General features: G+C 38.7%; 22 protein-coding genes and 5 tRNA genes. 12 read left to right on the top strand and 15 right to left on the bottom strand.

The window, feature by feature from the left end; all coding sequences use genetic code 11:
* Position 1: 1 nt before the first annotated feature.
* From HB912_RS10270 to bcaP, 3 genes are all read right to left on the bottom strand, one after another.
* Positions 2-646, bottom strand: a complete 645-nt coding sequence (locus HB912_RS10270) for a GntR family transcriptional regulator (protein WP_185374336.1) — start codon at positions 644-646, stop codon at positions 2-4.
* Between the two features lie 18 nt (positions 647-664).
* Positions 665-1621, bottom strand: a complete 957-nt coding sequence (locus HB912_RS10265; RefSeq protein ID WP_185374334.1) for a magnesium transporter CorA family protein — start codon at positions 1619-1621, stop codon at positions 665-667.
* A gap of 155 nt (positions 1622-1776) precedes the next feature.
* Positions 1777-3165, bottom strand: a complete 1389-nt coding sequence (bcaP, locus tag HB912_RS10260; RefSeq protein WP_244964475.1) for a branched-chain amino acid transporter BcaP — start codon at positions 3163-3165, stop codon at positions 1777-1779.
* A gap of 206 nt (positions 3166-3371) precedes the next feature.
* Here bcaP and HB912_RS10255 point away from each other — a divergent pair, with 206 nt between their 5' ends.
* Positions 3372-5207, top strand: coding sequence for an LTA synthase family protein (locus tag HB912_RS10255; protein WP_185374332.1), 1836 nt, complete (start codon positions 3372-3374; stop codon positions 5205-5207).
* 113 nt (positions 5208-5320) lie between these two features.
* Here HB912_RS10255 and HB912_RS10250 read toward each other — a convergent pair whose 3' ends face one another.
* Together HB912_RS10250 and HB912_RS10245 are read right to left on the bottom strand one after the other, a co-directional pair.
* Entirely contained in the window at positions 5321-6040 is a 720-nt protein-coding gene (locus HB912_RS10250) for a DUF2238 domain-containing protein (RefSeq protein WP_185374498.1), read from the bottom strand.
* A 116-nt stretch (positions 6041-6156) separates the two neighbouring features.
* Positions 6157-6798 (bottom strand): redox-sensing transcriptional repressor Rex, encoded by a 642-nt coding sequence (locus HB912_RS10245; RefSeq protein WP_036070572.1) that lies wholly within the window; start codon positions 6796-6798, stop codon positions 6157-6159.
* 303 nt (positions 6799-7101) lie between these two features.
* On the opposite strand from HB912_RS10245, the gene HB912_RS10240 reads away from it, so the two are divergent.
* Positions 7102-9063: an ABC-F family ATP-binding cassette domain-containing protein gene (locus tag HB912_RS10240; protein ID WP_185374330.1), complete on the top strand. Its 1962-nt coding sequence runs from the start codon at positions 7102-7104 to the stop codon at positions 9061-9063.
* A 47-nt stretch (positions 9064-9110) separates the two neighbouring features.
* Here the strand turns inward: HB912_RS10240 and glmS are convergent, their stop codons facing one another.
* The 8 genes from glmS to HB912_RS10200 form a co-directional block, all read right to left on the bottom strand.
* On the bottom strand, positions 9111-10919 hold the full coding sequence (gene glmS, locus HB912_RS10235; RefSeq protein WP_185374329.1) for a glutamine--fructose-6-phosphate transaminase (isomerizing): 1809 nt from the start codon (positions 10917-10919) through the stop codon (positions 9111-9113).
* 417 nt (positions 10920-11336) lie between these two features.
* Complete coding sequence (locus tag HB912_RS10230; RefSeq protein ID WP_185374327.1) at positions 11337-12164, bottom strand: hypothetical protein; 828 nt, start codon at positions 12162-12164, stop codon at positions 11337-11339.
* 67 nt (positions 12165-12231) lie between these two features.
* Complete coding sequence (gene glmM / locus HB912_RS10225) at positions 12232-13584, bottom strand: phosphoglucosamine mutase (RefSeq protein ID WP_185374325.1); 1353 nt, start codon at positions 13582-13584, stop codon at positions 12232-12234.
* 190 nt (positions 13585-13774) lie between these two features.
* Positions 13775-15145 (bottom strand): CdaR family protein, encoded by a 1371-nt coding sequence (locus tag HB912_RS10220; RefSeq protein ID WP_185374323.1) that lies wholly within the window; start codon positions 15143-15145, stop codon positions 13775-13777.
* On the bottom strand, positions 15142-15963 hold the full coding sequence (gene cdaA / locus HB912_RS10215) for a diadenylate cyclase CdaA (RefSeq protein WP_185374321.1): 822 nt from the start codon (positions 15961-15963) through the stop codon (positions 15142-15144). Before cdaA ends, HB912_RS10220 begins: the two co-directional genes overlap by 4 nt.
* A gap of 224 nt (positions 15964-16187) precedes the next feature.
* A complete protein-coding gene (locus HB912_RS10210; RefSeq protein WP_185374319.1) occupies positions 16188-16436 on the bottom strand; it encodes a hypothetical protein in 249 nt (82 codons plus the stop codon).
* A gap of 185 nt (positions 16437-16621) precedes the next feature.
* Positions 16622-17497, bottom strand: a complete 876-nt coding sequence (locus HB912_RS10205) for an arginase family protein (RefSeq protein WP_185374317.1) — start codon at positions 17495-17497, stop codon at positions 16622-16624.
* Positions 17498-17771: 274 nt separating this feature from the next.
* On the bottom strand, positions 17772-19601 hold the full coding sequence (locus HB912_RS10200; RefSeq protein WP_036071001.1) for an APC family permease: 1830 nt from the start codon (positions 19599-19601) through the stop codon (positions 17772-17774).
* Between the two features lie 279 nt (positions 19602-19880).
* Between HB912_RS10200 and HB912_RS10195 the strand changes: the two genes are divergently transcribed.
* From HB912_RS10195 to HB912_RS10160, 8 genes are all read left to right on the top strand, one after another.
* Positions 19881-19952 (top strand) — tRNA-Glu (locus tag HB912_RS10195).
* Positions 19953-20036: 84 nt separating this feature from the next.
* Positions 20037-20110 (top strand) — tRNA-Thr (locus HB912_RS10190).
* Between the two features lie 7 nt (positions 20111-20117).
* Positions 20118-20201: transfer RNA gene (locus tag HB912_RS10185), tRNA-Tyr, on the top strand.
* A gap of 5 nt (positions 20202-20206) precedes the next feature.
* A tRNA-Gln gene (locus HB912_RS10180) sits at positions 20207-20281 on the top strand.
* Positions 20282-20286: 5 nt separating this feature from the next.
* Positions 20287-20359 (top strand) — tRNA-Lys (locus HB912_RS10175).
* Positions 20360-20449: 90 nt separating this feature from the next.
* Complete coding sequence (locus HB912_RS10170) at positions 20450-21151, top strand: ChbG/HpnK family deacetylase (protein WP_185374315.1); 702 nt, start codon at positions 20450-20452, stop codon at positions 21149-21151.
* Positions 21152-21164: 13 nt separating this feature from the next.
* Positions 21165-21821, top strand: coding sequence for a phosphatase PAP2 family protein (locus HB912_RS10165; protein ID WP_185374313.1), 657 nt, complete (start codon positions 21165-21167; stop codon positions 21819-21821).
* Between the two features lie 72 nt (positions 21822-21893).
* Complete coding sequence (locus HB912_RS10160) at positions 21894-22970, top strand: FAD:protein FMN transferase (RefSeq protein ID WP_185374311.1); 1077 nt, start codon at positions 21894-21896, stop codon at positions 22968-22970.
* A gap of 104 nt (positions 22971-23074) precedes the next feature.
* On the opposite strand, the gene HB912_RS10155 is transcribed toward HB912_RS10160, so the two are convergent.
* Positions 23075-24094, bottom strand: a complete 1020-nt coding sequence (locus HB912_RS10155; RefSeq protein ID WP_185374309.1) for a branched-chain amino acid aminotransferase — start codon at positions 24092-24094, stop codon at positions 23075-23077.
* 231 nt (positions 24095-24325) lie between these two features.
* Between HB912_RS10155 and HB912_RS10150 the strand changes: the two genes are divergently transcribed.
* Together HB912_RS10150 and HB912_RS10145 are read left to right on the top strand one after the other, a co-directional pair.
* The gene (locus tag HB912_RS10150; protein ID WP_185374307.1) at positions 24326-25075 is read left to right on the top strand and encodes an alpha/beta hydrolase; all 750 of its coding nucleotides are present in this window, start codon (positions 24326-24328) and stop codon (positions 25073-25075) included.
* A 20-nt stretch (positions 25076-25095) separates the two neighbouring features.
* On the top strand, positions 25096-25527 hold the full coding sequence (locus HB912_RS10145) for a GNAT family N-acetyltransferase (protein ID WP_185374305.1): 432 nt from the start codon (positions 25096-25098) through the stop codon (positions 25525-25527).
* A 48-nt stretch (positions 25528-25575) separates the two neighbouring features.
* Here the strand turns inward: HB912_RS10145 and map are convergent, their stop codons facing one another.
* Positions 25576-26316 (bottom strand): type I methionyl aminopeptidase, encoded by a 741-nt coding sequence (gene map / locus HB912_RS10140; RefSeq protein ID WP_185374303.1) that lies wholly within the window; start codon positions 26314-26316, stop codon positions 25576-25578.
* Between the last annotated feature and the right edge of the window lie 76 nt (positions 26317-26392).

Here is a 26392-nt window from a genome sequence, read left to right as displayed (position 1 = left end):
CCTATCTAAATGTTTGCACGATAAATTTATTTATTAATTCTTTCACGTTTTTTCTTGCTTCCTCGTAACTTCCATTCTGCAGATTTTTTATAACCGAACTCATTCCTTGCTCCGTTTCTGCAGCCAAAATAAGAGGTAATACTTTGATTTCCTTTTGTGCTTTTAGATCAAAATCGCTTTCTAACACCTGAATAAACCGGTCAGCATAACTATTTTGCATAAGATGAACAAAGCTTTTAAGTGAATCAAACAAAACTTCGATGTAAAGAGTTTCCTGCTTTTTTTGCAAATGCTTTTGAAGAATTTCTTTCTTCTCTTCAAACCGTTCAGCTTCAAAAGTAATTCGTTTATTTTCTAATTTAGAAATCGTCTGAAGAACTAGTATTTCAACGATTTCAAGTAGCGAGACAAAATGACTTGCTGTCATTTCACTTTCAATAACTGTCGCTCCCCGATTAACTTTTATTTCTAACAATTGTTCGGCTTCAAGTCGTGCGATCGCCTTCCTAACAGGTGTCCTTGAAATATGTAACTCACTCGCGATAGAAGCTTCAGAAATATGATCGCCAACCCGTAGTTTTCCGCTTAAAATCTTTTCTTTGATCGTTGCGTAAGCTAATTTTTCAAACGTTTCTTTTTCGGGCACTCAGCCTTCCTCCTTCTTTTAAAAATACTTTTTCCTCCAAAAAACGAGGGTAACAACAAGCGTTACGACAAGAGTAAATATCATAATAAGTGAAAAAGCATGGGCATACTCGGCAAATGGCAATTTCACGTTCATACCGTAAATACTTCCTATAATTGTTGGGAGAGACAAAATAATCGTAAATGATGTCAAAAACTTCATGACCATGTTCAAGTTGTTGGATATGACAGAAGAAAAAATATCCGACATCCCACTAATGATTTGCGTATATGTATCTGTCATCGCAATAGCTTGTTTGTTTTCGACAAGAACATCTTGCAATAAATCACGATTCCCTTTATCCCACATAAAATGGCCTACACTTGCAATCTTATCTAAAGTTGCCTTATTAGATTGTAGAGCAGTAGCAAAAAACACAAGACTTTTTTGAACAGCCATAAATGCATATAACTCTTCATTTTTCATCGATTGTTTAATTTTTAATTCTAGTTGATTCGTTGAGCGAATGATTTCATTCAAGTAACGCAAATAATAGAATGATACAGCATAGAGAATCATAAGTAAAAACTGCCCACGCTTATGTGTATCGAAGTATTTTTCTGTTTTATCCGTTCCAACATTTTCTAGTACTGGTATTTTCTTGAGTGTAACCGTCATAATCACTTCATGTGTCAAAATAATTCCAATCGGTAGGGTTTCATACATTTTATATCCCATTTCATCTTTTGAAACATACGGACAGTCTACAATCACAAGTGAATGTTTAAAGGTTTCAACCTCTCGCTCCATCTCTACCCGCGAGCGTTCTTCCGTATCGAGTGCATCGAAAAAATAGTCATGCGGAATCCCATATTTTTCACATAACTGGTCAACTTCTTCATCCGTCGGTGCCGTTACTTTAATCCAGCAGCTTGAATTTGGTGCATCAATCTGTTTGATTTTATGTTGCTCATCTGTTTCAAAGAACTCAATCATATTTCTTCCCTCGCTTCATAGAAACTCTCCTTCTATATTAGCAATTTTTCCGCGTATTGTCGCTTTTATTTGTTTATTACAACAGATGCTATCTTATCACTCAATACAAAAAGATGCAAAGACGTTTACTACTGAAACATCTTTGCATCTCTTAGTTATTTATTTAGCTGACTGTGCCGCTTTCCGTATAAGAAATAAATCAGTAAACCAATTGCGAACCAAATCCCACATACAAGCCATGTGAGGGGTTGGAGTCGTGTTATTAGGAACAAGCAAAGTAAGGTTGAAACGATCGGCAAGACAGGATAAAATGGTGTTTTAAAGCCATCTTGCGACACTTCTTTATTTTTTCTAAGGAATAAAATTCCAAATGAAACCATCATGAAAGCAAACAGTGTCCCCATATTAACAAGCTCTGCTAAGCGGCTTAAAGGAACCACACCCGCAAAAAAAGCGATAATCGTTGAATAAATCCATGTATTTTTCACTGGCGTATGATGCTTAGGATTCACTTCTGCCATCATTTTCGGGAGCAAACCATCACGACCCAGTGCGTATACAAGACGTGTTCCACCATAAAGCATCACGAGAATAACGGTCAGCATTCCAATAACAGCACCGAGTGAAATAATCCCCGCAACCCAGTTTTGGTCAATCAACTGCAGCGCAAACGCAACAGGATCAGAAACATTTAAATTCTTGTAAGATGCAATCCCCGTAAGGACTACAGAAACTGCCATGTAAAGTATCGTACATACAAGAAGTGAACCGATGATCCCTATTGGCATATTTCTTTTCGGATTTTTCACTTCTTCAGCTGCACTGGATACAGCATCAAATCCAAGATAGGCGAAAAAGACAAGAGCCGCGCCATTTAAAACGCCAGAAAAACCAAACGGCATGAAAGGCTGCCAGTTAGATGGTTTTACATAAAATACACCTACAATAAGAAATAACAGGATAACTCCAATTTTAAGAAATACGATCATTGTATTAACGCGTGTTGATTCTTTGATTCCTCGAGTTAGTAAGAAAGCCACTAAAAAGACGATTAAAATAGCTGGAATATTAATATATGTCCCGTTTGCAGGATCAAAAGAATTGGAAAATGCGGCTGGAATTTCGATATGAAACCCTCTCAAAAAGGCATTTAAATAGGAAGACCAACCACTTGCAACAGAAGCCACTGCTAGCCCGTACTCAAGCAAGAGCGCCCATCCAAGTAGCCACGCAATAAATTCACCAAAAATCACATAACCATAGGTATACGCGCTTCCTGCAACAGGTACAGCAGATGCAAATTCAGAATAGCACATCGCTGCAAGTGCACAAACAACAGCCGCAATCACAAATGAAAAGACGATGGCAGGTCCTGAATGAAGTGCAGCAACAGTTCCAGGTAAAATAAAAATCCCAGTTCCAACAATGGCCCCCACACCTAGCAAAATTAAATCCATTCCATTTAAGGTTTGTTTTAATTGGATACTTCCACTTTTATTTTTGTGAATTAAATCATGAATCGGTTTTTTTCTAAAGATAGACAAACTTTTTCACACTCCCTCTACTTCAATACAACTTTTTTCTATCATACATTTTTACACGTTAAAGTTCAATAGCATTAAAGAAATAAAATTATTTTTTATTTGACGAGAATATTTGTACTTATATCGGGTTTGTTGTAAAATAGCTATAATTGGAAAAGTTGCCTTTGTACAAATCCATTATTTTAAAATAGAAAGAGGCTATAGCATTGCTAATCATTTATCTTCTTTTAATCGTTGGTCAATTTGCATTTGCTTATTTTCAAATTTTTCAAGACCCAAGCTTTTTTAGCTTCATAGCAGATTTGGCTTTCGTTTTTCTCATTCTTCTATTCGTTCATGCATTCGTCAAAGAACGTTATCATATTTACGTTTACGCTTCGCTCACCTTTATTGTTGGCGTACTCATGTTGGTATTCGTTTTATATAGCCGCTTCTATCATGAAATTCCAACCTATCACAGCTTCTCGCTAATTGGCGAGGTTGGCGTTGTAAAAGATAGTGCCTCAAGTTTACTTAAATGGTATGACTGGTTGTTCTTTGCTAATTTATTGCTTTTCCCTGTCGTTCTTTACTTACGACTTAAAAAACACGTTGCTTTTAAATCTTTTCGAATCAAGCGTAACTGGTTTGGGGCTCTTGCTTCTATTTCGGTTTTACTGATCGGACTTTTCACTTACGACATGATGAATCAAAACATTATCAGTGATACAAAACGTGCTGAAAAAATGGGCGTGTTTACTTTTAACCTCGCCACTGCTTTTACCGGAACCGCCCATGTTCGTGCAGCTGATTTAAATGCTCAAAATGTTCAAAAGCTAAAAGGAATAACACCGAAGAAAAATCCTAAATATTTTGGAACAGCTAAAGGAAAAAACTTGATTATCATTCAATTAGAATCCTTGCAGCGGAATTTGACAAGTGTCAAAATAAACGGGCAGTCTATTACGCCAACGCTTGACAAATTGCAAAACGAAACGCTTTACTCTGATTCGTTTTTCCAAACCGTTTCAAAATCAAACACAGCTGATGCGGAATGGTCCGTTTATACTTCTACATTCCCAAGTGGCTACTACACGAACACACAAACTTATGGAGACCGAGTCATTCCTGGCTTGCCACGCGTTCTTGGAAAGAAAGGTTATACATCTGCTACGTTCCATACAAACGATGCAAGCTTTTATAACCGTGAGAATTTCTATCCAGCAGTTGGTTTTGATAAATTTTATGATCGTTCATTTTTTGGAGACGAAGACAAAATTGGATTTTCTGCAAGTGATGAAGTCTTGTATAAAAAATCACTGCCTGTTCTTGAAGAGCACTATACAAATAAAGAGCCTTTTTATGCCCAGCTTATTTCTGTAAGTTCACACATGCCGTTTAAAATTCCAGAAGAAAAACAAGAATTGACACTTCCAGCTGATCTTGAAGGCACGGAATTAGGAGATTACTTCCAAGCCGTACATTATGCGGATAAACAACTTGGTCAATTTATTGATGAACTAAAGGCAAAAGGAATTTGGGATGATTCTGTTGTTGTAATGTACGGTGATCACCATATTATCGACACGACAGCACTTCCTGACAATCAAAAGAAATATATTAATCGTTCCTCAGAACTGAAAGCTCAACCTGCTGATGATTATCGTATTCCATTTTTCCTTCATGCTCCTGGGATTGAAAAAACTGGGAAAATCAATAATATTGGTGGGGAAATTGATGTAATGCCAACGGTTCTAAATCTTCTTGGTATCAAGACGGATAATCAAATTATGTTCGGGGAAGACATTTTAAATTCTAAGACAAACTTTGTTCCTGAGCGTTATACAATGCCTGAAGGTAGCTATTTTGCTAATGATTATATGTACGCGCCAGATGAAAGTTTTGAAACTGGGAAAGCCACCCACTATGATGGCTCTAAAATGCCACTAAACGACTCCATCAAAGAACGCTTTGATGCTAGTCGGAAGTTGTTGCAGTACTCAGACAGCTATGTGGAAAATTTCCCGAAACAAAAAGATGAAGAAAAGCAAGAGGAGAAATAAAAAACGAGACTAACTAGCCAAAAATAAAAGAACAGAAATCGTTCAATGAAGCCATTTGTAGAAATGGTAGATTTAACGATTCTGTTCTTTTTTGTTTTATTCCGAGCTTATTTTCATTTGGTTTTCTTCCAATTTTTCCGCTTAAAAGTAAATTGCTTCATCCACGGTAAGCCCTTCTTAAGCGCGATATAACCAATTATCGCAATAACAAGTGCTCCTAAAATATCTACAATGATGTCTCCCATCGTATCAGCAAGTGCTGCCCGTCCAACATAAGGCGTGCCTCCTGATGATTCAAAGCGTTGCATGTTAAGTCCAAGTAACCCATCAAACGTGTATTCATAGACTTCCCAAAATGCGCCAAGTGTGACTGCGAAACAAAAAGAAAAAACAGCTACAAAGCCTGGCTTCATTTTCAATACAACATTTTCATTGAAGTTCAACAAGCTTACAAAAGAAAAACCTATCGCTCCTAGCATCGCACCACTGAAAATATGCAAAATTTTGTCCCAATAAGGAACAATCGAATAAAACTTTTGAATCGTTCCTAAATAAATGGAACCGTAAAGGAAAATAATAAACAATAAATACACGAGTCCAGGAATTTCAAACTTAAAACTTCTTGCAAGAATTGACGGAAGCGCCAAAATTAAAATCCCTAAAATAATTTCGACCAATAAGAAAATATAGTCACTTTGTAAAGTTACTTTTGGGCCGTGTACGGGTTGCTCAACAGGTGCGGTGAAAATCTCAAATACCGTAAAAACAAGTGACACCGCCATTGACGCAAAAATAAATAGTGCTACCCACTGCGTCCAGTTCAATTTTTTAATCCAGTTCATTCTTTTGTACCTCCCAATCATTTTAACAAGGCTCTCCGCCTTTCTTTACCCAAAAATAGTCAGAAAAAAACCGACATGATTTTCTCATGCCGGCGCAAAAGCTTTCTTTAATTTTTGGAAGGATAATTTTCCAAGAAATAAATGAGCGTTTGCAGTTCCGTCGTCAAATCAATGTGGTGTACGCGAACTTGTTTAGGAACGCTGATTCTCGCTGGGGTAAAGTTTAAAATTCCTTTCACATCAGCTTCTACGAGCTTATCTACCGTTTCCTGAGCTTCATCAGCTGGAACCGTTAAAATGACTACTTCCACTTGATTTTCTTTCAAAATCTCTTCCATATCATTTAAATGATAAATTGGAATTTCTTGTTGAACCGTACCCACTTTGGCAGGATCAACGTCAAAGGCTGCACAAACGCGGATATTGTTGTTTTTCATGAAGTTATAATGAAGCAGAGCCATCCCAAGGTTTCCGACTCCAATGATGGCTACATTAGTTTCTTTATCTTGACTTAATGTTTTACCAAAAAAATCAAGTATGTAAGAAACATTATAGCCATACCCTTTTTTCCCTAACGCTCCGAAGTAAGAGAAATCACGACGAATCGTTGCAGAGTCCACTTTCACAGCTTCGCTTAATTCCGCTGAAGAAACGCGCTCCTTGCCTGATTCGTAAAGATATTTCAAATAACGATGATAAAGCGGTAAACGCTTCGCCGTCGCCTGCGGGATTTTTGTTGTTTCATCCATATTCTTCATTCGTCCTTTCTACCTTAAAATTCACTTTTTTGACTACAAATCTGCAGTTAATTTAGTTTGAAGCTGTTCTTACTTTCACAATGCTTGCTTTACTACTATAAACATTTCACAAGCAATGCACAATCTTTTTGCTCAAAAAAACCAAAAAAAGTACTTAATTGTTTAATTCAACAGACCGTTCTATTTTATTTTACTGTAAAATCACAAATAAAGCTAACTATTTCACATAATTTTTTTATGTGATTGCATGATAAACCGCTTTAAGCTAAACTAATAGAGATGGGAGAGAGAAAAATGATTCTATTACAAGCGCAACAAATTGCAAAATACTTTGGCGCAGAAGTGATTTTAGAAAATATAAAACTCGAAGTGAAAACAAACGACCGGATCGCGCTTGTTGGCCGAAATGGTGCTGGGAAATCGACACTTCTTAAAATTATTGCCGGACAAATCGGCTATGATGCAGGAACCATCTCACATCCAAAAAATGTGCGGATTGGTTACTTGGCACAAAACACTGGACTTGAATCAAGCAAAACCATTTGGAATGAAATGCTTGCTGTCTTTGATGATTTATTGGAGCTTGAAAAAGAGATCCGTATGATGGAAAAACGCCTTGCAGATACTAGTTTATATGAGGACCCTGAGTCTTCAAAACAAGCGCTTGAAACCTATGATAACTTACAGCATCTTTTCAAAGAACGCGGTGGTTATACGTATGAAGCAGAAATTCGTTCCATCTTGAACGGCTTTAAGTTTTATCAAGAAGACTATGATAAACTCGTCTCCTCGCTAAGTGGCGGGCAGAAAACACGACTTGCGCTTGCCAAACTACTTTTATCAAAGGAAGACTTGCTGATTCTTGACGAACCTACCAATCATCTTGATATCGAAACACTCGCTTGGCTAGAAAATTATTTACAAAACTATGCGGGCGCGCTTTTGATTGTTTCACACGATCGCTATTTTCTCGACAAAGTGGTCAATCAAGTTTATGAAATCAGCCGTACGAAAATGCAGCACTACACGGGAAACTACAGTCGCTACTTGGTTCTCAAACAAGAAAAACTAGAACGTGAATGGAAAGAATTTGAAAAGCAACAAACTGAAATTGGAAAACTTGAGGATTTCGTTGCCCGCAATTTGGTTCGCGCTTCAACCACTAAACGAGCGCAGAGCCGCCGAAAGAAGCTTGAAAAAATCGAACGTCTGGACCGGCCTGAGGGAGCGGAAAAAGCGGCTCACTTTGGTTTTCAATTTGAGCGTGCCTCTGGAAACGATGTTTTATTTGTTGAAGAACTTGCAATCGGCTATGACAAAGAAAAAACAGTTTCGAAAAACTTAACCTTTGAAATGAAGCGTCAAGATAGTCTTGCACTTGTTGGACCAAATGGAGTCGGAAAATCGACATTGCTCAAAACGCTAATCCAAGAACTTTCTCCACTAAGTGGTAGCTTTCACTTCGGTGCAGGCGTGAAAATCGGTTATTATGACCAAGAGCAGGCGAAACTTTCTTCAAACAAAACCGTACTGCTGGAGCTTTGGGACGACTATCCCGAGCTTGACGAAAAAGTCATTCGAACAACACTCGGCAATTTTCTTTTTTCTGAAGACGATGTTTTAAAACTAGTTTCTACACTGAGTGGTGGCGAAAAAGCCCGACTTGCTCTTGCCAAACTAACCCTTCTTGGCGCTAACGTACTTATTCTTGATGAACCGACTAATCACCTTGACATTGAGAGTAAGGAAGTACTCGAAGCGGCTTTAATTGATTTCGCTGGAACGATTCTTTTCGTTTCACATGATCGCTATTTCATTAACCGGATTGCTTCTAAAGTCGTTGAACTGAGTCCAAACGGAGCTCTAGTTTATCTAGGCGATTACGACTACTACCTAGAAAAACTAGCATACGAAAAAGAAATTGCTCAACTTGAATTTGAAGAAAAGCTTCAAACTGGCCAAATTGAAGAAAAAAGTGTTTCTGGTAGCAAAGAGTCCTATCAAAAAAGTAAAGAAAACCAAAAATTGTTCCGCCAAAAAACTAGAAAACTTGCAGGGGTTGAAACCGCGATGGAAGATGCCGACAGCAAAATTGCGGAGCTTGAACAGCTTCTAACACAACCTGATGTATTTAACGATCATGAAAAAACGCTACAAATCACAGAGGAACTAGATAGCGTAAAACAAGTAGCAGAGGCACTAATGGAAGACTGGGAAATTTTAAGCACGGAAATTGAAGAACTAACTGAATCATAAAAAAAGACAAGCTCGTAGATACTCTACGAGCTTGTCTTTTTTTGATTTTATTCAACCGTTACACTCTTCGCTAGATTACGTGGCTTATCCACGTCACAATCCCGATGAAGAGCGGCGTAGTAAGCTAGCAACTGACAAGGAATGACGCTAACAAGCGGTGTTAACAATTCATGAACGTGCGGTAACACCAACTGATCTCCCGGCTGTTCTAAGCCTTCCATCGCGAAAATACAAGCATTTGCTCCACGTGCTAACACCTCGTTTACATTTCCGCGGATGTTCCAGTTGATATTTTCTTGCGTAATAATCGCAAAAACAGGCGTTTCATCTTCAATGAGAGCAATGGTTCCATGCTTCAATTCCCCACTTGCAAAGCCTTCCGTTTGAATATAGGAAATTTCCTTCAACTTAAGCGCCGCTTCCATAGCTACGAAATAATCAACACTTCTACCGATGAAGAAAGCATTGCGTGTTGTTGCTAAAAATTCACCTGCAATGTGTTCCACAAGTTCCTTGCTTGAAACCATCGCTTCCATGGCCGTCGCTGCGATCCCAAGTTCCGATACAAGATCAAATTGAATGGCAACTTTATTTCCCCGAGCACGCCCAGCCGCTACAGCCAAAATGCTTAACACTGCTACTTGTGCTGTATAAGCTTTCGTTGAGGCTACCGCAATTTCTGGACCAGCATGAAGATACATGGCTTGATCTGCTTCCCGGTCAAGCGTTGATCCCGGTACATTCGTAAGCGTCAAAGTCCGGTACCCCATTTCTTTCACTTTCACAAGAACTTGACGGCTGTCAGCTGTTTCCCCGCTTTGCGTAATGAATAGGAATAACGGATTCTCTGAAAGAAGGGGCATATTATAACCAAACTCACTTGAAATATGCACTTCTACAGGAATTCCTGCTAAACGTTCGATTAACACTTTTCCTACATAACCTGCGTGGCTACTTGTTCCACAAGCAATAATGTAAACACGGTCTGAGGCAAGAAGTTCGTCAAGTACGGCTTGATCGACTGAAATTTCACCAGTATCATTTTGATACGCTTGAATGATACGGCGCATCACAGCTGGCTGCTCATCGATTTCTTTTAACATATAATGCGGATAAGTGCCCTTTTCAATATCAGAAGCATCGATGGTCGCAGTAAATGGAGCACGTTCTACTTCTTCCCCATCAAGTGTTTCAATTTCAATTTGATCGCGCTTCAAAATAACAAGTTCTTCATCAGCAATTTCAATAAATTCACTTGTTTCCTTTAATACAGCCATTGCATCACTTGCAATCACATTAAAATTAGTCCCAGTGCCAATTAAAAGCGGACTTTTATTCTTAGCTGCAAAAAGAGTATCTGGTAGGTTTTTATCAATAACACAAATTGCATAAGAACCGTGAAGAAGCCCTAAAGTCTTACGAATTGCTTCTTTAGTTTCCAATCCTTCTTGCGCAAATTTTTCAATGAGTTGAACGATAACCTCTGTATCTGTATCACTTTTAAAGAGTGCACCCTCTAGATATGTTTCTTTTAGTGAAGCATAGTTTTCAATAACGCCATTATGCACAATAACAAACCGTCCTGATGCGCTTTGATGCGGGTGGGCATTTTCTTCACTTGGTTTACCGTGAGTCGCCCAGCGTGTGTGACCAATCCCAACTTCACCAAACGCCTCATTTCCCACTTTCTTACGCAAATCTACAATGCGTCCTTTTTCTTTAATCACCGTTACTTGTTCATGGTCTAATAGCGCAATACCCGCTGAATCATAACCACGATATTCTAATTTTTCAAGTCCGTTTAATAAAATCTCTTTTGCATTATTTCTTCCAATATACCCAACAATTCCACACATAATAAAAAGCCTCCAATTAATTTAAGGCAGACAAATCCAATTTCTCTACTGCCTCCTATTTTTCACGTTCCCTTGGAGGTTGTCATGCACATGTTCTTTAGCGCTCTGTTCAACCAGTCACCTGATTGGTTTGTAGCTAAAGCATAACGACTGCATGCACAGCCGGGAGACTCCCGCCGAATTCTCGATTAATCTCCTCCTCGTCAACTGATTTCAGATAAGCCGGAATTTCACCCGCTCATTTATAGACTGCAATCAGTTCTGGCGCTTTTATTTAGTTTTTAACGATCCTCCTTTTTCTTATCATTCAAGGAAACTTCTCTAAGTTTACAATAAAATGTATATGCCGTCAAGCATGACAATTAGTCATTCTAACAAAATTGGTCTATACAAAAAAGAACGTAATGCCTCTTGGCATTACGTTCTTTTTTTACCAACTAATTGGAAGACTCCAGAAAGAGTTGCAAATAAAGCAATTAATAAATTGATGCCAAAAATGCGATTTTCTCCGTTCCCAAATTTCAAACCATTTTTAGCCGCATAGCGCATCCACTCGTCAAACCAGAAATAATTCGTCAAATAAATAAACCCAATTCCTAACACAATCCCTGCCAAAAGGTAAGAACCTTTTCTAAAAGTCCAAATTGCCGCCAGAATAAGCAAGATAATGCATACCCCCGCAAAAACTGCATCAAAATCGTTACTGAATAAAAATGGATTATTTTTCGCCGGACTACTATATTCCATCACAATAATAATTAACGCCCAAATAGCAAGTCCCGCAGCTAGTAATGCTGTTATTGCCCCAGAAATTCGCCATTTTGTCTTCCACGCTTCACTTTGTAAAACCGAACTCGTCGAATCGCTCATCCGAATAAAAAGTAAAACCACAAACAATGCGAATGCAAGAACCGTGAGGATTAGATTCGTGTAATTAAAGGGCATTTTTTGCTTTAATTCACTTAGCGGTTTAATTTGATAAAAATACGTTGATAAACCTTGAAAAACTACAAAACTAAGGAGGACAATAAGCGCTGGGATTCGAGTCGGATGACTTTTTAAAAGTAAAAAGCCCGCTCCAACTAATAAAAGCATGAATAAGCCTATAACCCAGTAGTTCCAGATAAAGTCGTACCCTTCTTCACTTGCAAAATAGCCATAAGCGGCACTCAAAAAGCTATAAAATTGTGTAAACCCAAGCATAAAAATTATACTCGCGCTTATTTTTCGAGCTCGTTCTGTCATTTTTTCAAGTCCTTTCTCTAAATAAAAAATCCCGCTACCGAAAAGCGATAACGGGATGCATTTAAAATTAGTTATCTAAACCCATTTCTTCTTGTACAACAGCAGCGATTCGGTTACAGTAACCTTCAGTTTCCTCAGCTGTCTTCGCTTCCACCATTACCCGTACAAGTGGCTCAGTTCCAGAAGGACGAACAAGTACTCGACCATTTCCAGCCATATCTGTTTCAACGTCTTCAATAACAGCATGAACTTTCGGATTATCCGTTACAGCGTGTTTATCGGTTACGCGAATATTCACGAGTTTTTGTGGGTACGTCTGCATTTCACTAGCCAGCTCAGAAAGTTTTTTGCCGGTCGCTTTCATCACATTGATCAACTGAATTCCAGAAAGTAACCCGTCACCTGTTGTATTGTGATCAAGAAAAACAATATGTCCGGATTGCTCGCCACCAAGATTATAATTCCCGCTCCGCATAGCTTCAACAACGTAGCGATCTCCAACAGCAGTTTGTACATCATGAATGTGAAGCTCTTCTAAGCCTTTATAAAAGCCAAGATTACTCATCACTGTTGAAACGACAGTGTTTTGTTTTAACAAGCCTTGTTCATTTAAATATTTAGCACAAATGAACATGATTTTATCTCCATCCACAATGGTTCCATTTTCATCAACCGCAATGACACGATCGCCATCACCATCAAAAGCAAGTCCAACATCCGCTTCTTTTTCTTTCAAGAATGCGGCAAGTGCTTCAGGATGTGTCGATCCAACACCATCATTAATATTCAAACCATCTGGCGAAGCGCCCATTGACACAGTGTCCGCCTCTAAATCTGCAAACAAATGTGTTGCAAGGCTCGACGTAGCCCCATTTGCACAATCAAGCGCCACTAATAGGCCTTCAAAATTTTGATCAACCGTTTGTTTTAAGAACTGCAAGTATTTTTGTTTACCTTCAAAATAATCGCTTACAGTTCCGAGTCCCTCAGCACTCGGCCGAGGCAAATTATCAGTCGTCTCGTCAAGCAAAGCTTCAATTTCAAGCTCTTGATCGTCTGAAAGCTTGAAGCCATCAGAACCGAAAAACTTGATTCCATTGTCTTGTACAGGATTATGTGAAGCAGAAATCATTACACTTGCTGAAGCGCCTTGTGCTGTTGTTAAATAAGCCACGCCAGGTGTTGAAATAACACCAAGTCGCATCACTTCAATCCCAACAGAAACAAGCCCAGAGATAAGAGCTGCTTCAAGCATTTCCCCAGAAATTCGCGTATCACGTGCAACAAGTACTCGCGGATGTTCTCCCACATGACGCGTTAATACGTAGCCGCCCATACGACCTAATCGGAAAGCTAGTTCAGGTGACAACTCTTCATTAGCAACTCCACGAACTCCATCTGTTCCAAAATATTTACCCATTATTAATTCTCTCCTTCTATTCAAAGAAACATTAAAATTTAATTTTCCACTACTGAATCAAGCAGAATTTATTTTTCTCTTAACTAACAAAAATTCACTGCAGGTTACATTATACCTTTTTTATAAGAAAAATTCATCTAAAGTCTAAAATCCAGCTTCAAAAGCGTTTGCCTGACTGATTTATAACATTTTATTCTTCATTTTTTTCTTCAACTGTGAAAACCGCTGTGCTTGTAGAAAGTGAATAGGTGACTCCTCTTGGGATCCCTCCGACTTCAATCATTGTGCTATAGCGTCCAACTGTTGCATTGGCTAAGTTGGTTGTAATGCTTACATTTGAAGAATTAAGACCGTTCAGTAAACTACTTTTCCCATGTAGCGTCAAATTCACTTTGCCATTTGCTGGTGAAATTAAAGTTGCTGTTAAATTGGCTGGCAGAGATTGCGTTGAAATAGTGTGTCCAGATAAAGTCTTTGAAGACTCGGTATCTTCTTCATTATTTTCTTGACCTGAATCGTTCTGCTCGTTCGTGTTACCGGTTGAATGATTTTCTTCTGCATCCTCATTTCCATTTCCACTTTCATTTGAGGAATTTTCATCCCCACTAGACTTTTTTGCTGTTTTGATCCGCACTTCAATTGATGAAGGTTGTACAGCTTTTGCCCCACTAGGAACTGGGATCTTAACCTCTTTTACCGTGTCCGCAGTTAAACTTGACACAGGGACGTTCACCGTGATTTGATCAATACCTTTTAGTACATCGTCATCACCAACGACTACAACCTCATCTTGATCTGTCGTCATGCTTTGGATAGAAATATTATCTGGCAAGTTGCCTTCCGCTTTTAATTTAAGCGGAACGGACTTCCCCACCTTATTCACCGGAACCTTTACGTTTACTTTTTGCGGGCTGATCTCGACATCTAATTTATTCAAGTTCCTATCAAATGCAGAGACCGTCGCTTCGGCTTCAAAATCGTCCTTATGCTTCTTGTTATCATCTACATTGGCTTTGACATAGGCAATCTCTTCAATCGTATCTTTTGCACCTGTCACAGAAACTTTTCCAGGACTGATTTTAATATTTCCAGCTTTATAACCACTCGCAATCGCACTACTACTTAGTTCAGCATCTACTGAAAATTTCTTCGTTACTTTTTCCTGAACGTTCACTTTTACAGTTTGCGGACTAATAGTGGCTTTTAAGCGATTCGAAAGGTTTTTGATTTTAAGCTTCGTATTTTGTTCTCCAATCGAAGCATTCCGCAAATCTGCATATACTTTGAAGTCCTGTTGAGCCTTTGTATTTTGAACAATGCTTCTTGGACCACTAATCGTAACGGATACCGTTTCAGGAAGCCCCGAAACATAAAGGTTTTTCTTATCATAGTAGACCTCTACCGGGACGTTTTGAACAACCTCCGTATCATTTTGTGTCGTTGTTTGGAAAGTTCCACCGCTATTTTTATTATCTGTATTCACAGAAGTAAACAAAATGGCAGCTAACACAAGAGCAAGAATGCGAATCGACCATTTATTATTTAAAATTCGATCCATCATTTTTTACCGCCTCCTAGCCATTTAGAAAAGAAGGTCGTCTTTTTCTCTGGTAATTTTACGAGTTCTTTTTCAAGAATCTCTCTTAAGCGTTCCTCTGAAACATCGCGAAATAGCTCGCCGCTTTTCGTTACAGAAATCCCACCCGTTTCTTCTGAAACAACAACCGTTAAACTATCTGTCACTTCACTAATTCCAAGTGCAGCGCGGTGTCTTGTTCCGAGTTCCTTAGACAAATAAGGACTATCTGAAAGTGGCAAATAACTAGCTGCTGAAGCAATTTCATTGCCTTTAATAATAACCGCGCCATCATGGAGCGGCGTATTTGGAATGAAAATATTAATTAAAAGTTGAGAAGAAATCCGAGCATGTAGTGGGATTCCCGTTTCAATATAATCTTCCATTCCCGTATCTTTCGCGATTGAAATCAGCGCACCAATTCGTCTTTTTGACATATATTTGGTTGAATCAATGATCGCATCCACAATTTGATGCTGTTCCTTTTCAATACGCGAGCCAATCCGCATAAAGATATTTCCCCGTCCGAGCGTTTCAAGAGCTCGTCTCAACTCGGGTTGGAAAATAATGATAACCGCAAGAAATCCCCAAGTTAGCGCTTGATCCGTGATCCATTCTACAGTTTGAAGGCCAAGGAAGCTACTGATGATTTTTACCGCAATAATAATGAAAATTCCTTTTAAAAGTTGAACAGCTTTTGTTCCGCGGATGAGCATGATCAGCTTATAGATTACAAACCAAACAACAAGGATATCTATGATGTTTGCAAGATAGTGCAAAATTGAAATGTTTGAAAAGCTCATCTTTTCGCCTCCGTCTTTTAGGCAAACTTGCCTACATAATTACAAACTATCCGACAACATTCGGACAGATTCACTTTTCTTATTGTATCATAAAAGCTTTCTAACAACGATTAATATCACATGAGAAATGAAGAAGATTTTGCTTTTCTTGAATAAAACTATTCCGAGCTTTTCCTTAAAGAATAAAAAAACATCCACAAAAAATTTTGAGGATGTTTTAGCTTCTAAATTTCATGATATTGCGTTTTCAAATCTTTTTTAGGCGTTCTTTTTTTCTTATATTCCGTATTAAAATGCATCACGAACCCAAACAACTGGTGCAAGGCACCAATTAGCCCACCAGAAACACAAGCAACAAGTGTTATCATAAGAAAATTAAGTAGTGGAAAAGCTATACCACCGGTTCCAGCAATGCCAAGTATGAAAATAACAATCATGGGTATAACATAGTATCGAATATCCAGATTTGACATCTTGCGCACTCCTCACCTTCCAAAAAACTTCAAAATCCTTTACACACTTGTTTCTAATTACAAGTATACGCTCAGATAAGCCCAATTTCAAGACGTTTTTCAAAGTTCACAAAATTGTCAAGTTTAACGAATGAAAGGTGATTTTTCACAAATATTTCTCCTTGTCTTTCTCATGAATTTTCAAGTCAAACCTTTAGCTTTTTTTCATCTACTAGAGATCGAGTTTTAAAATAAATTTCAAACATTCTAGCCATAAATTTAGCCGATTTATTCCCCTCATCTCGAAGTGGATTTAAGCCCGCAACCATAATCGACGAAAACGAGCCTCTCTCCGCCATAACTTCCATAAAATGTGCAACTTCTCTATACGCGAGTCCGCCAACAGATATCCGGTTTACACCAGGAACAAACACTGGATCTATCGCGCTTGCACTCAGCAGTAAATGAATAGGCGTATCTTTTTTGCGAGTCCAAGCAAGCAATCTCAAAATGACTTCTTCAAAGCCCAAATTTTCAATATCCGCTAGCCCAAAATATTTTACGCCAACTTTCTCAAAGAAAGCTTTTTCAGTCTCAAGTTCTCTTTTGGCACTCAAAATACAAAACTGTGAAGGTTTTAACCTCAAATTTCCTAATTCAGAATTAGGTTCCTCCAAAAGCTTTTTTAAAACGCCAAGGTATGAAGCAAAAAAATCTGTTTGCACCGGTGCGTCAAGAATGACATAAATACTCTCATCATTTTGTTTTTGAGCGGCGAGAAAAAGCAACTGTGCAACCCACTCATCTCCAGCAAGAACAAGAGAAGTGTCTACTTGTCGAAGCATTACTTCAAGTAACTCCGTATGACTTAACATTTTATTTGTAATCGCTTTCAAATTAGATCTTAAAAAAAGCATCTCTTCCGTACAAAAATCCAAGTTTTCAAAATCACACAGTTCTATTTCCATGTTGCTCAATTGTTCCAAAATCCCCGTATAACGAATCGCAAAAGGAGCTAATGCCGTTCCTTGTCGCTCATCTGAAAAAACCCAAGGGATTCCAACTACCCCTACTTTCTGCATCATTCATCCACCTATTCTCTATTTATTAGTAACACGTTCATTCTATCATGATTCAAGCTAAAAAGAAAAAATTTCGATGAATTATTAAAATTGATTTTTTAGGTCAAAGAAGACATAAAAAAGCGTATTTTCCTAATGGGAAAATACGCTTTTTAAAAGAAAGTTCGTGAAGAAAAACAAATAGTTCACTTTTTACAGGTTTGTTCCGTTTTGTTAAGCTTACTTCATTCCGAATACGAAATAGAAGTGAAGTTCCCCTACTTTTAATTCGTAATTATTCCTTTAGATGGTACGGATAGGTGGCAACAATAACATCACGCTGCATCATAAGCCTTGTCCGAATCATTAAACTGGTTTGGTTATGCAATAAGTTTTGCCAACCCTTCTTAGGAATGAATTGAGGAATAAGCACAGTTAATGAATAGTTATCATGATCTGCTTTTTGTTTAGCCGTATCAATGAACTTCATCAGCGGTTCAGAAATCGAGCGATAGGTCGAATAAAGATGGGCAACACGAACCTCAGGGTGAATTCGGTTCCACCTCTCGACGAATTCTTTTCCCTGCATCCGGTCAATCGAGACATGAACCGCAATAACTGTGTCGCCAATAGATTTCGCATATTTAAGCGCTCCTTCCACCACTTTTGTCGTATCAGAAACCGCAACGATCACAACATTTCCTTTGAAATCAGAAACGTCAATATCCATGGATTCATCCACTCGAAGTTGTCGTTTTAATTTTATATAGTGGCTTCTCGTCCGGTGAAAAACAAAAATCATAATCGGCAAGAAAATAAAGACAGGCCACACCGAATCGATCCGCGTAAGGAATAAAACAATTAACACTGTGAAAGAAATGATCGCCCCTAACAAATTGGCGGCGAGCTTTTTATGCCAACCTTCTGAACGCTCTTTCCACCATTTAATAATCATCCCCGTTTGTGAAAGCGTAAATGGAATAAACACTCCAACCGAGTACAGTGGAACGAGCAATTCTGTTTTTCCTTTAAATAAAATGATCAGTAAAATCGAGCCAACTGCAAGAGTAATAATGCCGTTTGAGTAACCAAGTCTGTCCCCTCTTGCCAGATACATGCGTGGCATATATTTATCTTTCGCAAGGTTAAATGCTAGGAGCGGAAAAGCAGAAAAACCGGTATTAGCAGCAAGCACCAAAATCAATGCGGTCGTTGCTTGAATAAAGTAAAACATGAAATTTCTACCAAAAACATTTTCTGCAATTTGTGAAAGAACGGTTACTTTAAGTTCAGGTACTGTTCCGTAAACGAAAGCAAGCACAGTAATTCCGAGGAAGAAGAACCCAAGAATCGTCGCCATAATCGTCAATGTTTTAGCAGCATTTTTAGCTTGCGGCTTTTTAAAAAGCGGCACTGCATTTGAAATGGCTTCAATCCCTGTTAACGAAGCCGAACCAGATGCAAAGGCCCTTAATAGTAGAAAGAGTGTCACTCCTTGTACATGTGTGCCAATTGAAGCCGTTTCGTGTGTAGCATCCATTCCTAAAAGAACTTTGATGATCCCCGTTAAAATCAGCACAACAATTGAAAAGACAAAGAGATAGACAGGAATTGCTAAAATGCTAGCAGATTCCGTAATACCACGCAAATTAATAATCGTGACAACAATGACGAGAAAAACTGCAATCGGAACTGCAAAAGGAAAAAGTGAAGGAACTGCGGAAACAATGGCATCAGTTCCTGATGAAATACTTACGGCAACCGTAAGCATATAATCGACAAGAAGAGAACCACCTGCGACAAGTCCAGCATTTTTCCCAAGATTTTCTCGTGAAACTACATAAGCGCCACCGCCATGCGGATACGAATGGATAATTTGTTTATAAGAAAGATTGAGCGCAAATAAAAGAACCAATACGCAAAGTGCGATTGGAATCGAATACCACATAGCCGCTGCACTCACAGCAACTAAAACGAGCAGAATTTGTTCTGTTCCATATGCAATAGATGATAACGCATCTGATGAAAGCACAGCTAAAGCTTTCAATTTCCCTAATTTTTGTTCTCCCGCTTCTGAGCTTTTAAGCGGGCGCCCAATGAGTAGTCTTTTTAAAGGCGATGCCAATTTCATTCCCTACCTTTTTTTGAATTTCGTACAACAAGCTATACAATACCACACATTATAGCACAGGGCGCAATCAATATGTGCAACTTTTTATTACAAATCAAATACAGCTTGATGTTAGCAGCGTTACGGTAGATTTTTTGACCAATTAATGATATTCTTTATCCGTATTTTGGCAAAGTCTTATTTTCAGAAAAAAAAAACTTTATTTTAACTATTTACAAATGTCGTGACAGTTTATATAATAGTTTTTGGCTGTGAAAATTCTTTTCAAAGTTTGGCCCGTTGGTCAAGTGGTTAAGACACCGCCCTTTCACGGCGGTAACACGGGTTCGAATCCCGTACGGGTCATCAAAGCCCAGTTTCCTCAAAAAACTGGCATTATTTTAAAAAATGTTATACTATAATAAAGTGACGATTCACTTGGTATAACATGCCGACTTAGCTCAATCTGGTAGAGCAACTGAATCGTAATCAGTAGGTTGCGGGTTCAATTCCTGCAGTCGGCACTTTATTGGAGGAGTAGCGAAGTGGCTAAACGCGGCGGACTGTAAATCCGCTCCTTCGGGTTCAGTGGTTCGAATCCACTCTCCTCCACCAGTTAATGGGCTATAGCCAAGCGGTAAGGCAACGGATTTTGATTCCGTCATGCGCTGGTTCGAATCCAGCTAGCCCAGCCATTAATGAGCCATTAGCTCAGTTGGTAGAGCATCTGACTTTTAATCAGAGGGTCGATGGTTCGAGCCCATCATGGCTCATCAAAAGGATGAAAGAGACTTCTCTTTCATCCTTTTTCTTATTTTTAATGCTATAATTTAAAAAACAATCAACTGAAAGGAACTAAAAAAATGAAGCTCGTAATTAATGCAGATGACCTCGGTTATACAAAAGCAAATACAGATGGAATTTTTCTCAGTCATAGTGAAGGTGTTTTAACCTCGACAACACTTTTAATGAATGCGAACGCAACAGCGTATGCAATAAGCGAAGCAAAAAACTACCCAGCTCTTGGTATCGGAGTTCATCTAACATTAACAGCGGGTTACCCGCTCACCAGTCCTAAAACACTGATACAATCAAACGGTGCTTTTTTAGATCAACTTACGCTTCGGCAAGCAGTGATTTCTGAAACAGAAGTCTTGCAAGAATGGCAGACACAAATAGAGCATTTTGAAAAGCAAATGGGTAAAAAACCGACGCACCTCGACAGTCATCATGATGTCCACTTCGACCCGCGCTTTTTTGAACTTGCGAAAGCTCTTGCTAAAAAATGGGATATTCCTCTTCGCGGCGCCGATCCAAGAATCCCAAACGTTCAAAACGCTTTCCCAGAGCCTGAAGCGATTTCACCTGATTCTTTCATCAAGCACCTTGATCATCAAAGTAGTTACACAGGAACCGAGTTATTTTGTCATCCAGGCTTTTGCGATGCCGAGCTTCGTAAATTAAGTTCCTATAATGAAGCACGTGAACTTGAATTAAAAGTCTTAACTGATCCAGTGATTCAATCTTATCTTGCTGATTCGCAATTTGAACTTTCTACTTATTAAAAGGAGTGTTTCTATGCTGAATTCCAAAAAACAACCTGCTCATTCGATTTTGCTAGTTAGCGGAACGTTTTTTGCACTTATCTTTCTCTTTTTCTGGAGAAGTGTTTCCACCAAAGCAGAATGGCTCACACAGCTTGATCAAAGCTTGAATCACCTGATTCGTTCCGACTTAAAAGAACCTTTTATCAAATTTTTTAAAGTTTTTACTGATCTTGGCGGAACAATGATTCTCACCCTTTTTTCAGTTCTCCTTTTTCTTTTTTTATGGAAAACGAAAGGATTGCTTTTTTCACTTTGGGCCGGTTTCACCCTTCTACTCGGTGAACTTGTATTGCCACAAATTGTGAAACATATTGAACTACGTCCTCGTCCGCTTGATAAATTAATTTCCATTTCTGGTTACAGCTTTCCAAGTGGTCATGCAGCTGGATCAACTGCTTTTTATGGACTCACAGCTCTCATTCTTATTTTATTTTTCTTAAAAAAAGCACGGCAAAAATGGATTATTAGTATCTTAGCCTTTCTTTTAATTAGTCTGATCATGTTCTCGCGTGTATATCTTGGCGTCCATTATCCAAGTGATGTATTTGCCGGCTTTTCCCTTTCTGCTTCACTACTCTCTTTTTCTTTCTATTTTTTGTTTAAATCACCAATTTTGCAAAGAAGTTAACAAATCCTGTTGACTTCCCTGCAGTAAAAGGATACATTTAGTAACGGAATAAATTAAATTCGAGGTGACAGAATGAAAAAAAGAAAATGGATTGCGCTTCTTTTTCTTGCTCTCATCGTTGCGCTTGCAGGTTGTGGAAAAAGTGAAACGACAGATAAAAAGCAAGCAGAAAAAACAACTATCCTAGAAACCCCTTACAAAAAAACAGAATTCTTAATGGGGACAGTTGTCACTCTTTCCATCTATGATAAAGGCAAAGAAAAGGTGCTTGATAAAGGCTTTGATCGTGTAAAAGATTTGGCAGATAAAATCGATGTTAATGACGAAAAGACCCGTACGTCCGAAGTAGATAAAATCAATGCTGCAAGCGGTGTAAAAGCTGTCAAAGTGGACGACGACATTTATTACCTTATTAAAGAAGGTCTCAAATTCAGCGCACAAACTGGTGGTTCCAAAGATATCACAATCGGTCCCATCACTTCACTTTGGCATATTGGTTTTCCAGACGCGCGTAAACCTTCGCAAAGTGAAATTGATGAACGTCTTCCTCTTATCGGCTATAAAAATGTTGAATTAAATGATCAAAATAAAACCGTTTATTTGAAGAAAAAAGGTATGGAACTTGACCTTGGCGGAATTGCCAAGGGCTTTATTGCCGACGAAGTGAAAAAAGTTTTTAAAGAAAACGGCGTCACAACAGCCATCATTGATCTAGGTGGTAACATTTTACTTGAAGGTGAAAGTCCAAAAGGAAAAGACTGGAATGTTGGGATTCAAGATCCATTTTCCCCGCGAAATACAATTCTAGGAAAACTGCCAGAAACCGATAAATCCATCGTAACTTCTGGTATTTATGAACGCTATCTAGAAGTGGATGGCAAAAAATATCACCATTTATTTGACCCGACAACTGGTTATCCATTTGATAATGATGTTGCTGGTGTCACAATCATTAGTAAAAAATCAATTACTGGAGATGGCCTTTCTTCAGCTGCCTTTTCAAAGGGTATCGATGAGGGACTTGCATTTATCGAAAAACACAAAGGGGTTGAAGCGATCTTTGTCAGCAAAGAAAAGAAAGTCTATATAACTTCTGGTCTCAAAGGAAAATTCGAACTTACAAGTTCTGAATTTAAAATGGGGAATTAAGAGAAAGTAAGCCTGACAAGCCTTAGTAAATGTTTGTCAGGCTATTTTTTCATCAAAAAAGCCTTCACGAGAGCTTCAATAGCTCTCGTGAAGACTTCTTAAGATTATTTAACTTTAACGATCCAATCTTCTGGAGCCTTTCTTTCGCCAAATTGAATGCCACAAAGTTCGTCATAAAGTTCTTTTGTTACTGGACCAACTTCTGTTTCGCTATAAAAAACATGGAAGTCATCGCCATTTTGAATACCACCAATAGGTGTGATGACCGCTGCAGTCCCACAAGCCCCTGCCTCTTTAAAGTCATCTAACTGGTCGATATATACGTCTCCTTCTTCTACTTCAAGCCCTAGTCTGTGTTCAGCTAAATAAAGTAGCGAATACTTAGTGATACTTGGCAAAATAGAAGGCGAAAATGGTGTAATGAAGCGATCATCTTTCGTAATAGCAAAAAAGTTCGCTGCACCCACTTCTTCAATTTTCGTGTGTGTAGCTGGATCTAAATAAATAGCATCCGCAAACTCACGTTTTTTAGCTTGTTTGCCGGGAAGTAAACTCGAAGCGTAGTTTCCGCCGACTTTAGCTGCACCTGTGCCGCGTGGCGCTGCTCGGTCGAATTCAGATACAATAAAGTTTGCAGGCTGCAAACCACCTTTAAAATACGCACCTACTGGCGTACAAAAAATCGAAAAGATATATTCATTAGCAGGTTGAACCCCAACATTATCTCCCACACCGATGACAAATGGACGAAGATAAAGCGTGCCCCCAGTTCCATAAGGAGGTAGATAATCTTCATTGGCAGAAACAACTTGTTTGCATGCTTCAATAAATTTCTCAGTTGGAATTTCTGGCATTAACAGACGCTCACAACTTTTTTGCATCCGCTGTGCATTTTGATCGGGACGGAACAAATTAATCGAGCCATCTTTGGCGCGATAAGCTTTGAGCCCTTCGAAACACTGTTGGCCGTAGTGAAGCGCCGTTGAACCCTCGCTAATGTGAAGTACGTTATCTTCTGTAAGTGTTCCTTCGTCCCATTTTCCGTCTTTAAAATAGGAAATGTAACGCTTATCTGTTTTGATATAACTAAATCCTAAATTTTTCCAATCAATGTCTTTCGGCATTCTTTTCCCTACTTTCTCTCTCCAAAATCCACTGGAGCTTCTTTTAAATTCTAGTATAGCACAACATCTTTTCAGTTTCAGTAATTTTTTAAACCTATTTTTCAAATAAATCAAACTATCTAAATTCATTATATTTTCTATTTTTCCCATTCAAATAAGCAAAATAGCCGCCTTTTTTATTCAATCCATGATAAAATGAAAGCATTCTGAACTGGAAGGGGAGATGGATTCATGGCTGAAGGAAAAATACTTGAAGAAAAATTGTTTAGTAAGCACTTAAATGAAGAAATGGAAGTCATCATTTATTTGCCAAAGCAGTACTCAACTCTTTACAAATATCCGCTTTTCATTATCCAAGACGGGAAAGACTATATTCGGTTCGGTAAACTCCCAAAGCTTGTTGACGAGCTTACAGAAAGCGGTCAAATCCAAAAATCTGTATATGCCTTTCTCCCGTATAAAACGGTGGAAGATCGACGAAAAAAATACCATCCAGATGGCGAGCAAAATGAGGCTTATTTACGCTTTTTAGCCCATGAACTCGTGCCTTTTCTCGAAAATTTAGTCCCATCTTTCCAAATGGCTGGCAGTCGTTTCCTAATGGGCGATTCACTTGGTGCGAGCACTTCCCTAAAGGCCTGCCTCAAGTACCCCTACACATTCGGAAATGCCGTACTCCACTCGCCATTTATAAATGATGACCTGCTAGAACTTGTGAAACAGGCTAATCCCGGGATGCTCAAAATCTTTCACATTATCGGGGACCAGGAAACGGAGGTTGAGACTACAAACCACACAATCGATAACTTCTTGCTTCCAAATGAAGCCTTACATAAGTTGATTCAAGATAAAGGCTTTGAATCTGAATTTCACTTATTCGAAGGTGGACACCGCTGGACTTACTGGCAACCCTTTTTAAAACCAAGCTTAACATATATGCTTCCGGCTCACACGTTTGACTTAGAAAGTATGGAAAGCTGATTAGAGGAGGAAAACAAACGATGACTGTACAAAAAGCAACTACTGAACAAATGCGCAAAGATGCGCTTCAAATTCGTAATGACGTTTTTGTAAAAGAGCAACATGTAGATCCAGAGCTCGAATGGGACGAATTTGATGATGATCCAGAAACTACCATGTTTGTAGATTATGATCAAGACCATACTCCCCTTGCGACGGGGCGTTTCCGGATTGTCCATGGCTATGGCAAAGTTGAGCGCATTTGTGCTCAAAAAGTCGCTCGCGGAAAAGGCTCTGGTAGAAAAATCATGGAAGCTATTGAAGCGGAGGCAAAAAAACGAGGTGTGAGCAAACTTAAACTGGGCGCTCAAGTAACCGCGATCCCCTTTTATGAAAAACTAGGTTACGAAGTGTGCTCGGATATTTTCATGGATGCTGGTATTGAACATAAAGAAATGCAAAAGCAAATTTAATCAAAAAATAAGCCGGTCGTAAGCTTGCGACCGGCTTATTTTTTAGATCTACTTGGTCAAAATGATGGGTCCTTCTTTCGTCAAAATAAGTGTATGTTCAATTTGTGCTACATAACTCTTTTCAGTCGCATAAGTCCAACCATCCGTTTCTTGAAAAACTTCTTCTTCAAAAGTTGAAATAAATGGTTCGAAAGCAATCACCATTCCATCTTTCAGTAGCTCATCATCCCAAGTGGCATTGTAGTTAAAAATATGGTCGGGAGCTTCATGAATCGTGTGCCCAATTCCGTGTCCCGTGAGGTTTTTAATGACCGTCAAATCATGCTCCCGAGCCGTTTTCCAAACTGCTCGACCAATTCCACTTTTTTTAGAACCAGGTTTTGCTTTGACAAGTCCTGCATCAAAAGCTTTTTTAGCAACTTCGCAAAGTTGCTTAAGCTCTTCCTTTCCGTTTCCTACTACAAACGAAAGACCCGTATCCGCAAAATAACCATTTTTCGATCCAGAAACATCAATGTTGACTAAATCCCCATCTTTAATTTCACGATTTCCCGGAATCCCATGGGCAACTTCTTGTCCAACGCTAATACAAGTGAATCCCGGGAAATCATATTCACTCTTAGGTGCAGAAACAGCACCTTCTTCTTCAAAAAGCTTACCTGCTAGTTCGTCAAGCTCTTTTGTTGTTACACCAGGTTGTGTTTTTCGAACGAGTTCATCGCGAATCCTAGCTACGATTTTCCCAATTTCTTTTAACGCTTCAAAATCTTCATTTGTTTTTGCTATCATTTTATTCCTCCATTACTTATTCAAAATAAGATTTTAAATTTTTATTAAAGATCTATCAAAAACAGGTATAATAGAA

Source organism: Listeria aquatica, from assembly GCF_014223975.1.
In the GTDB taxonomy this organism is placed as follows: Bacteria; Bacillota; Bacilli; order Lactobacillales; family Listeriaceae; genus Listeria; species Listeria aquatica.
This window is presented reverse-complemented; position numbering and strand designations above follow the sequence as displayed.

Excerpts from the sequence above, each read along its gene's own strand:
- HB912_RS10210 (WP_185374319.1), bottom strand. The coding sequence starts at position 16,436 with ATGTCAAATCTGGATATTCGATACTATGTTATACCCATGATTGTTATT.
- HB912_RS10245 (WP_036070572.1), bottom strand. The coding sequence starts at position 6,798 with ATGGATGAAACAACAAAAATCCCGCAGGCGACGGCGAAGCGTTTACCG.
- HB912_RS10160 (WP_185374311.1), top strand. The coding sequence starts at position 21,894 with ATGAAAAAAAGAAAATGGATTGCGCTTCTTTTTCTTGCTCTCATCGTT.
- HB912_RS10220 (WP_185374323.1), bottom strand. The coding sequence starts at position 15,145 with ATGATGGATCGAATTTTAAATAATAAATGGTCGATTCGCATTCTTGCT.
- HB912_RS10205 (WP_185374317.1), bottom strand. The coding sequence starts at position 17,497 with ATGCAGAAAGTAGGGGTAGTTGGAATCCCTTGGGTTTTTTCAGATGAG.
- HB912_RS10150 (WP_185374307.1), top strand. The coding sequence starts at position 24,326 with ATGGCTGAAGGAAAAATACTTGAAGAAAAATTGTTTAGTAAGCACTTA.
- glmS (WP_185374329.1), bottom strand. The coding sequence starts at position 10,919 with ATGTGTGGAATTGTTGGGTATATTGGAAGAAATAATGCAAAAGAGATT.
- HB912_RS10230 (WP_185374327.1), bottom strand. The coding sequence starts at position 12,164 with ATGACAGAACGAGCTCGAAAAATAAGCGCGAGTATAATTTTTATGCTT.
- HB912_RS10240 (WP_185374330.1), top strand. The coding sequence starts at position 7,102 with ATGATTCTATTACAAGCGCAACAAATTGCAAAATACTTTGGCGCAGAA.
- HB912_RS10155 (WP_185374309.1), bottom strand. The coding sequence starts at position 24,094 with ATGCCGAAAGACATTGATTGGAAAAATTTAGGATTTAGTTATATCAAA.
- HB912_RS10170 (WP_185374315.1), top strand. The coding sequence starts at position 20,450 with ATGAAGCTCGTAATTAATGCAGATGACCTCGGTTATACAAAAGCAAAT.
- glmM (WP_185374325.1), bottom strand. The coding sequence starts at position 13,584 with ATGGGTAAATATTTTGGAACAGATGGAGTTCGTGGAGTTGCTAATGAA.
- HB912_RS10265 (WP_185374334.1), bottom strand. The coding sequence starts at position 1,621 with ATGATTGAGTTCTTTGAAACAGATGAGCAACATAAAATCAAACAGATT.
- HB912_RS10145 (WP_185374305.1), top strand. The coding sequence starts at position 25,096 with ATGACTGTACAAAAAGCAACTACTGAACAAATGCGCAAAGATGCGCTT.
- cdaA (WP_185374321.1), bottom strand. The coding sequence starts at position 15,963 with ATGAGCTTTTCAAACATTTCAATTTTGCACTATCTTGCAAACATCATA.
- HB912_RS10165 (WP_185374313.1), top strand. The coding sequence starts at position 21,165 with ATGCTGAATTCCAAAAAACAACCTGCTCATTCGATTTTGCTAGTTAGC.
- map (WP_185374303.1), bottom strand. The coding sequence starts at position 26,316 with ATGATAGCAAAAACAAATGAAGATTTTGAAGCGTTAAAAGAAATTGGG.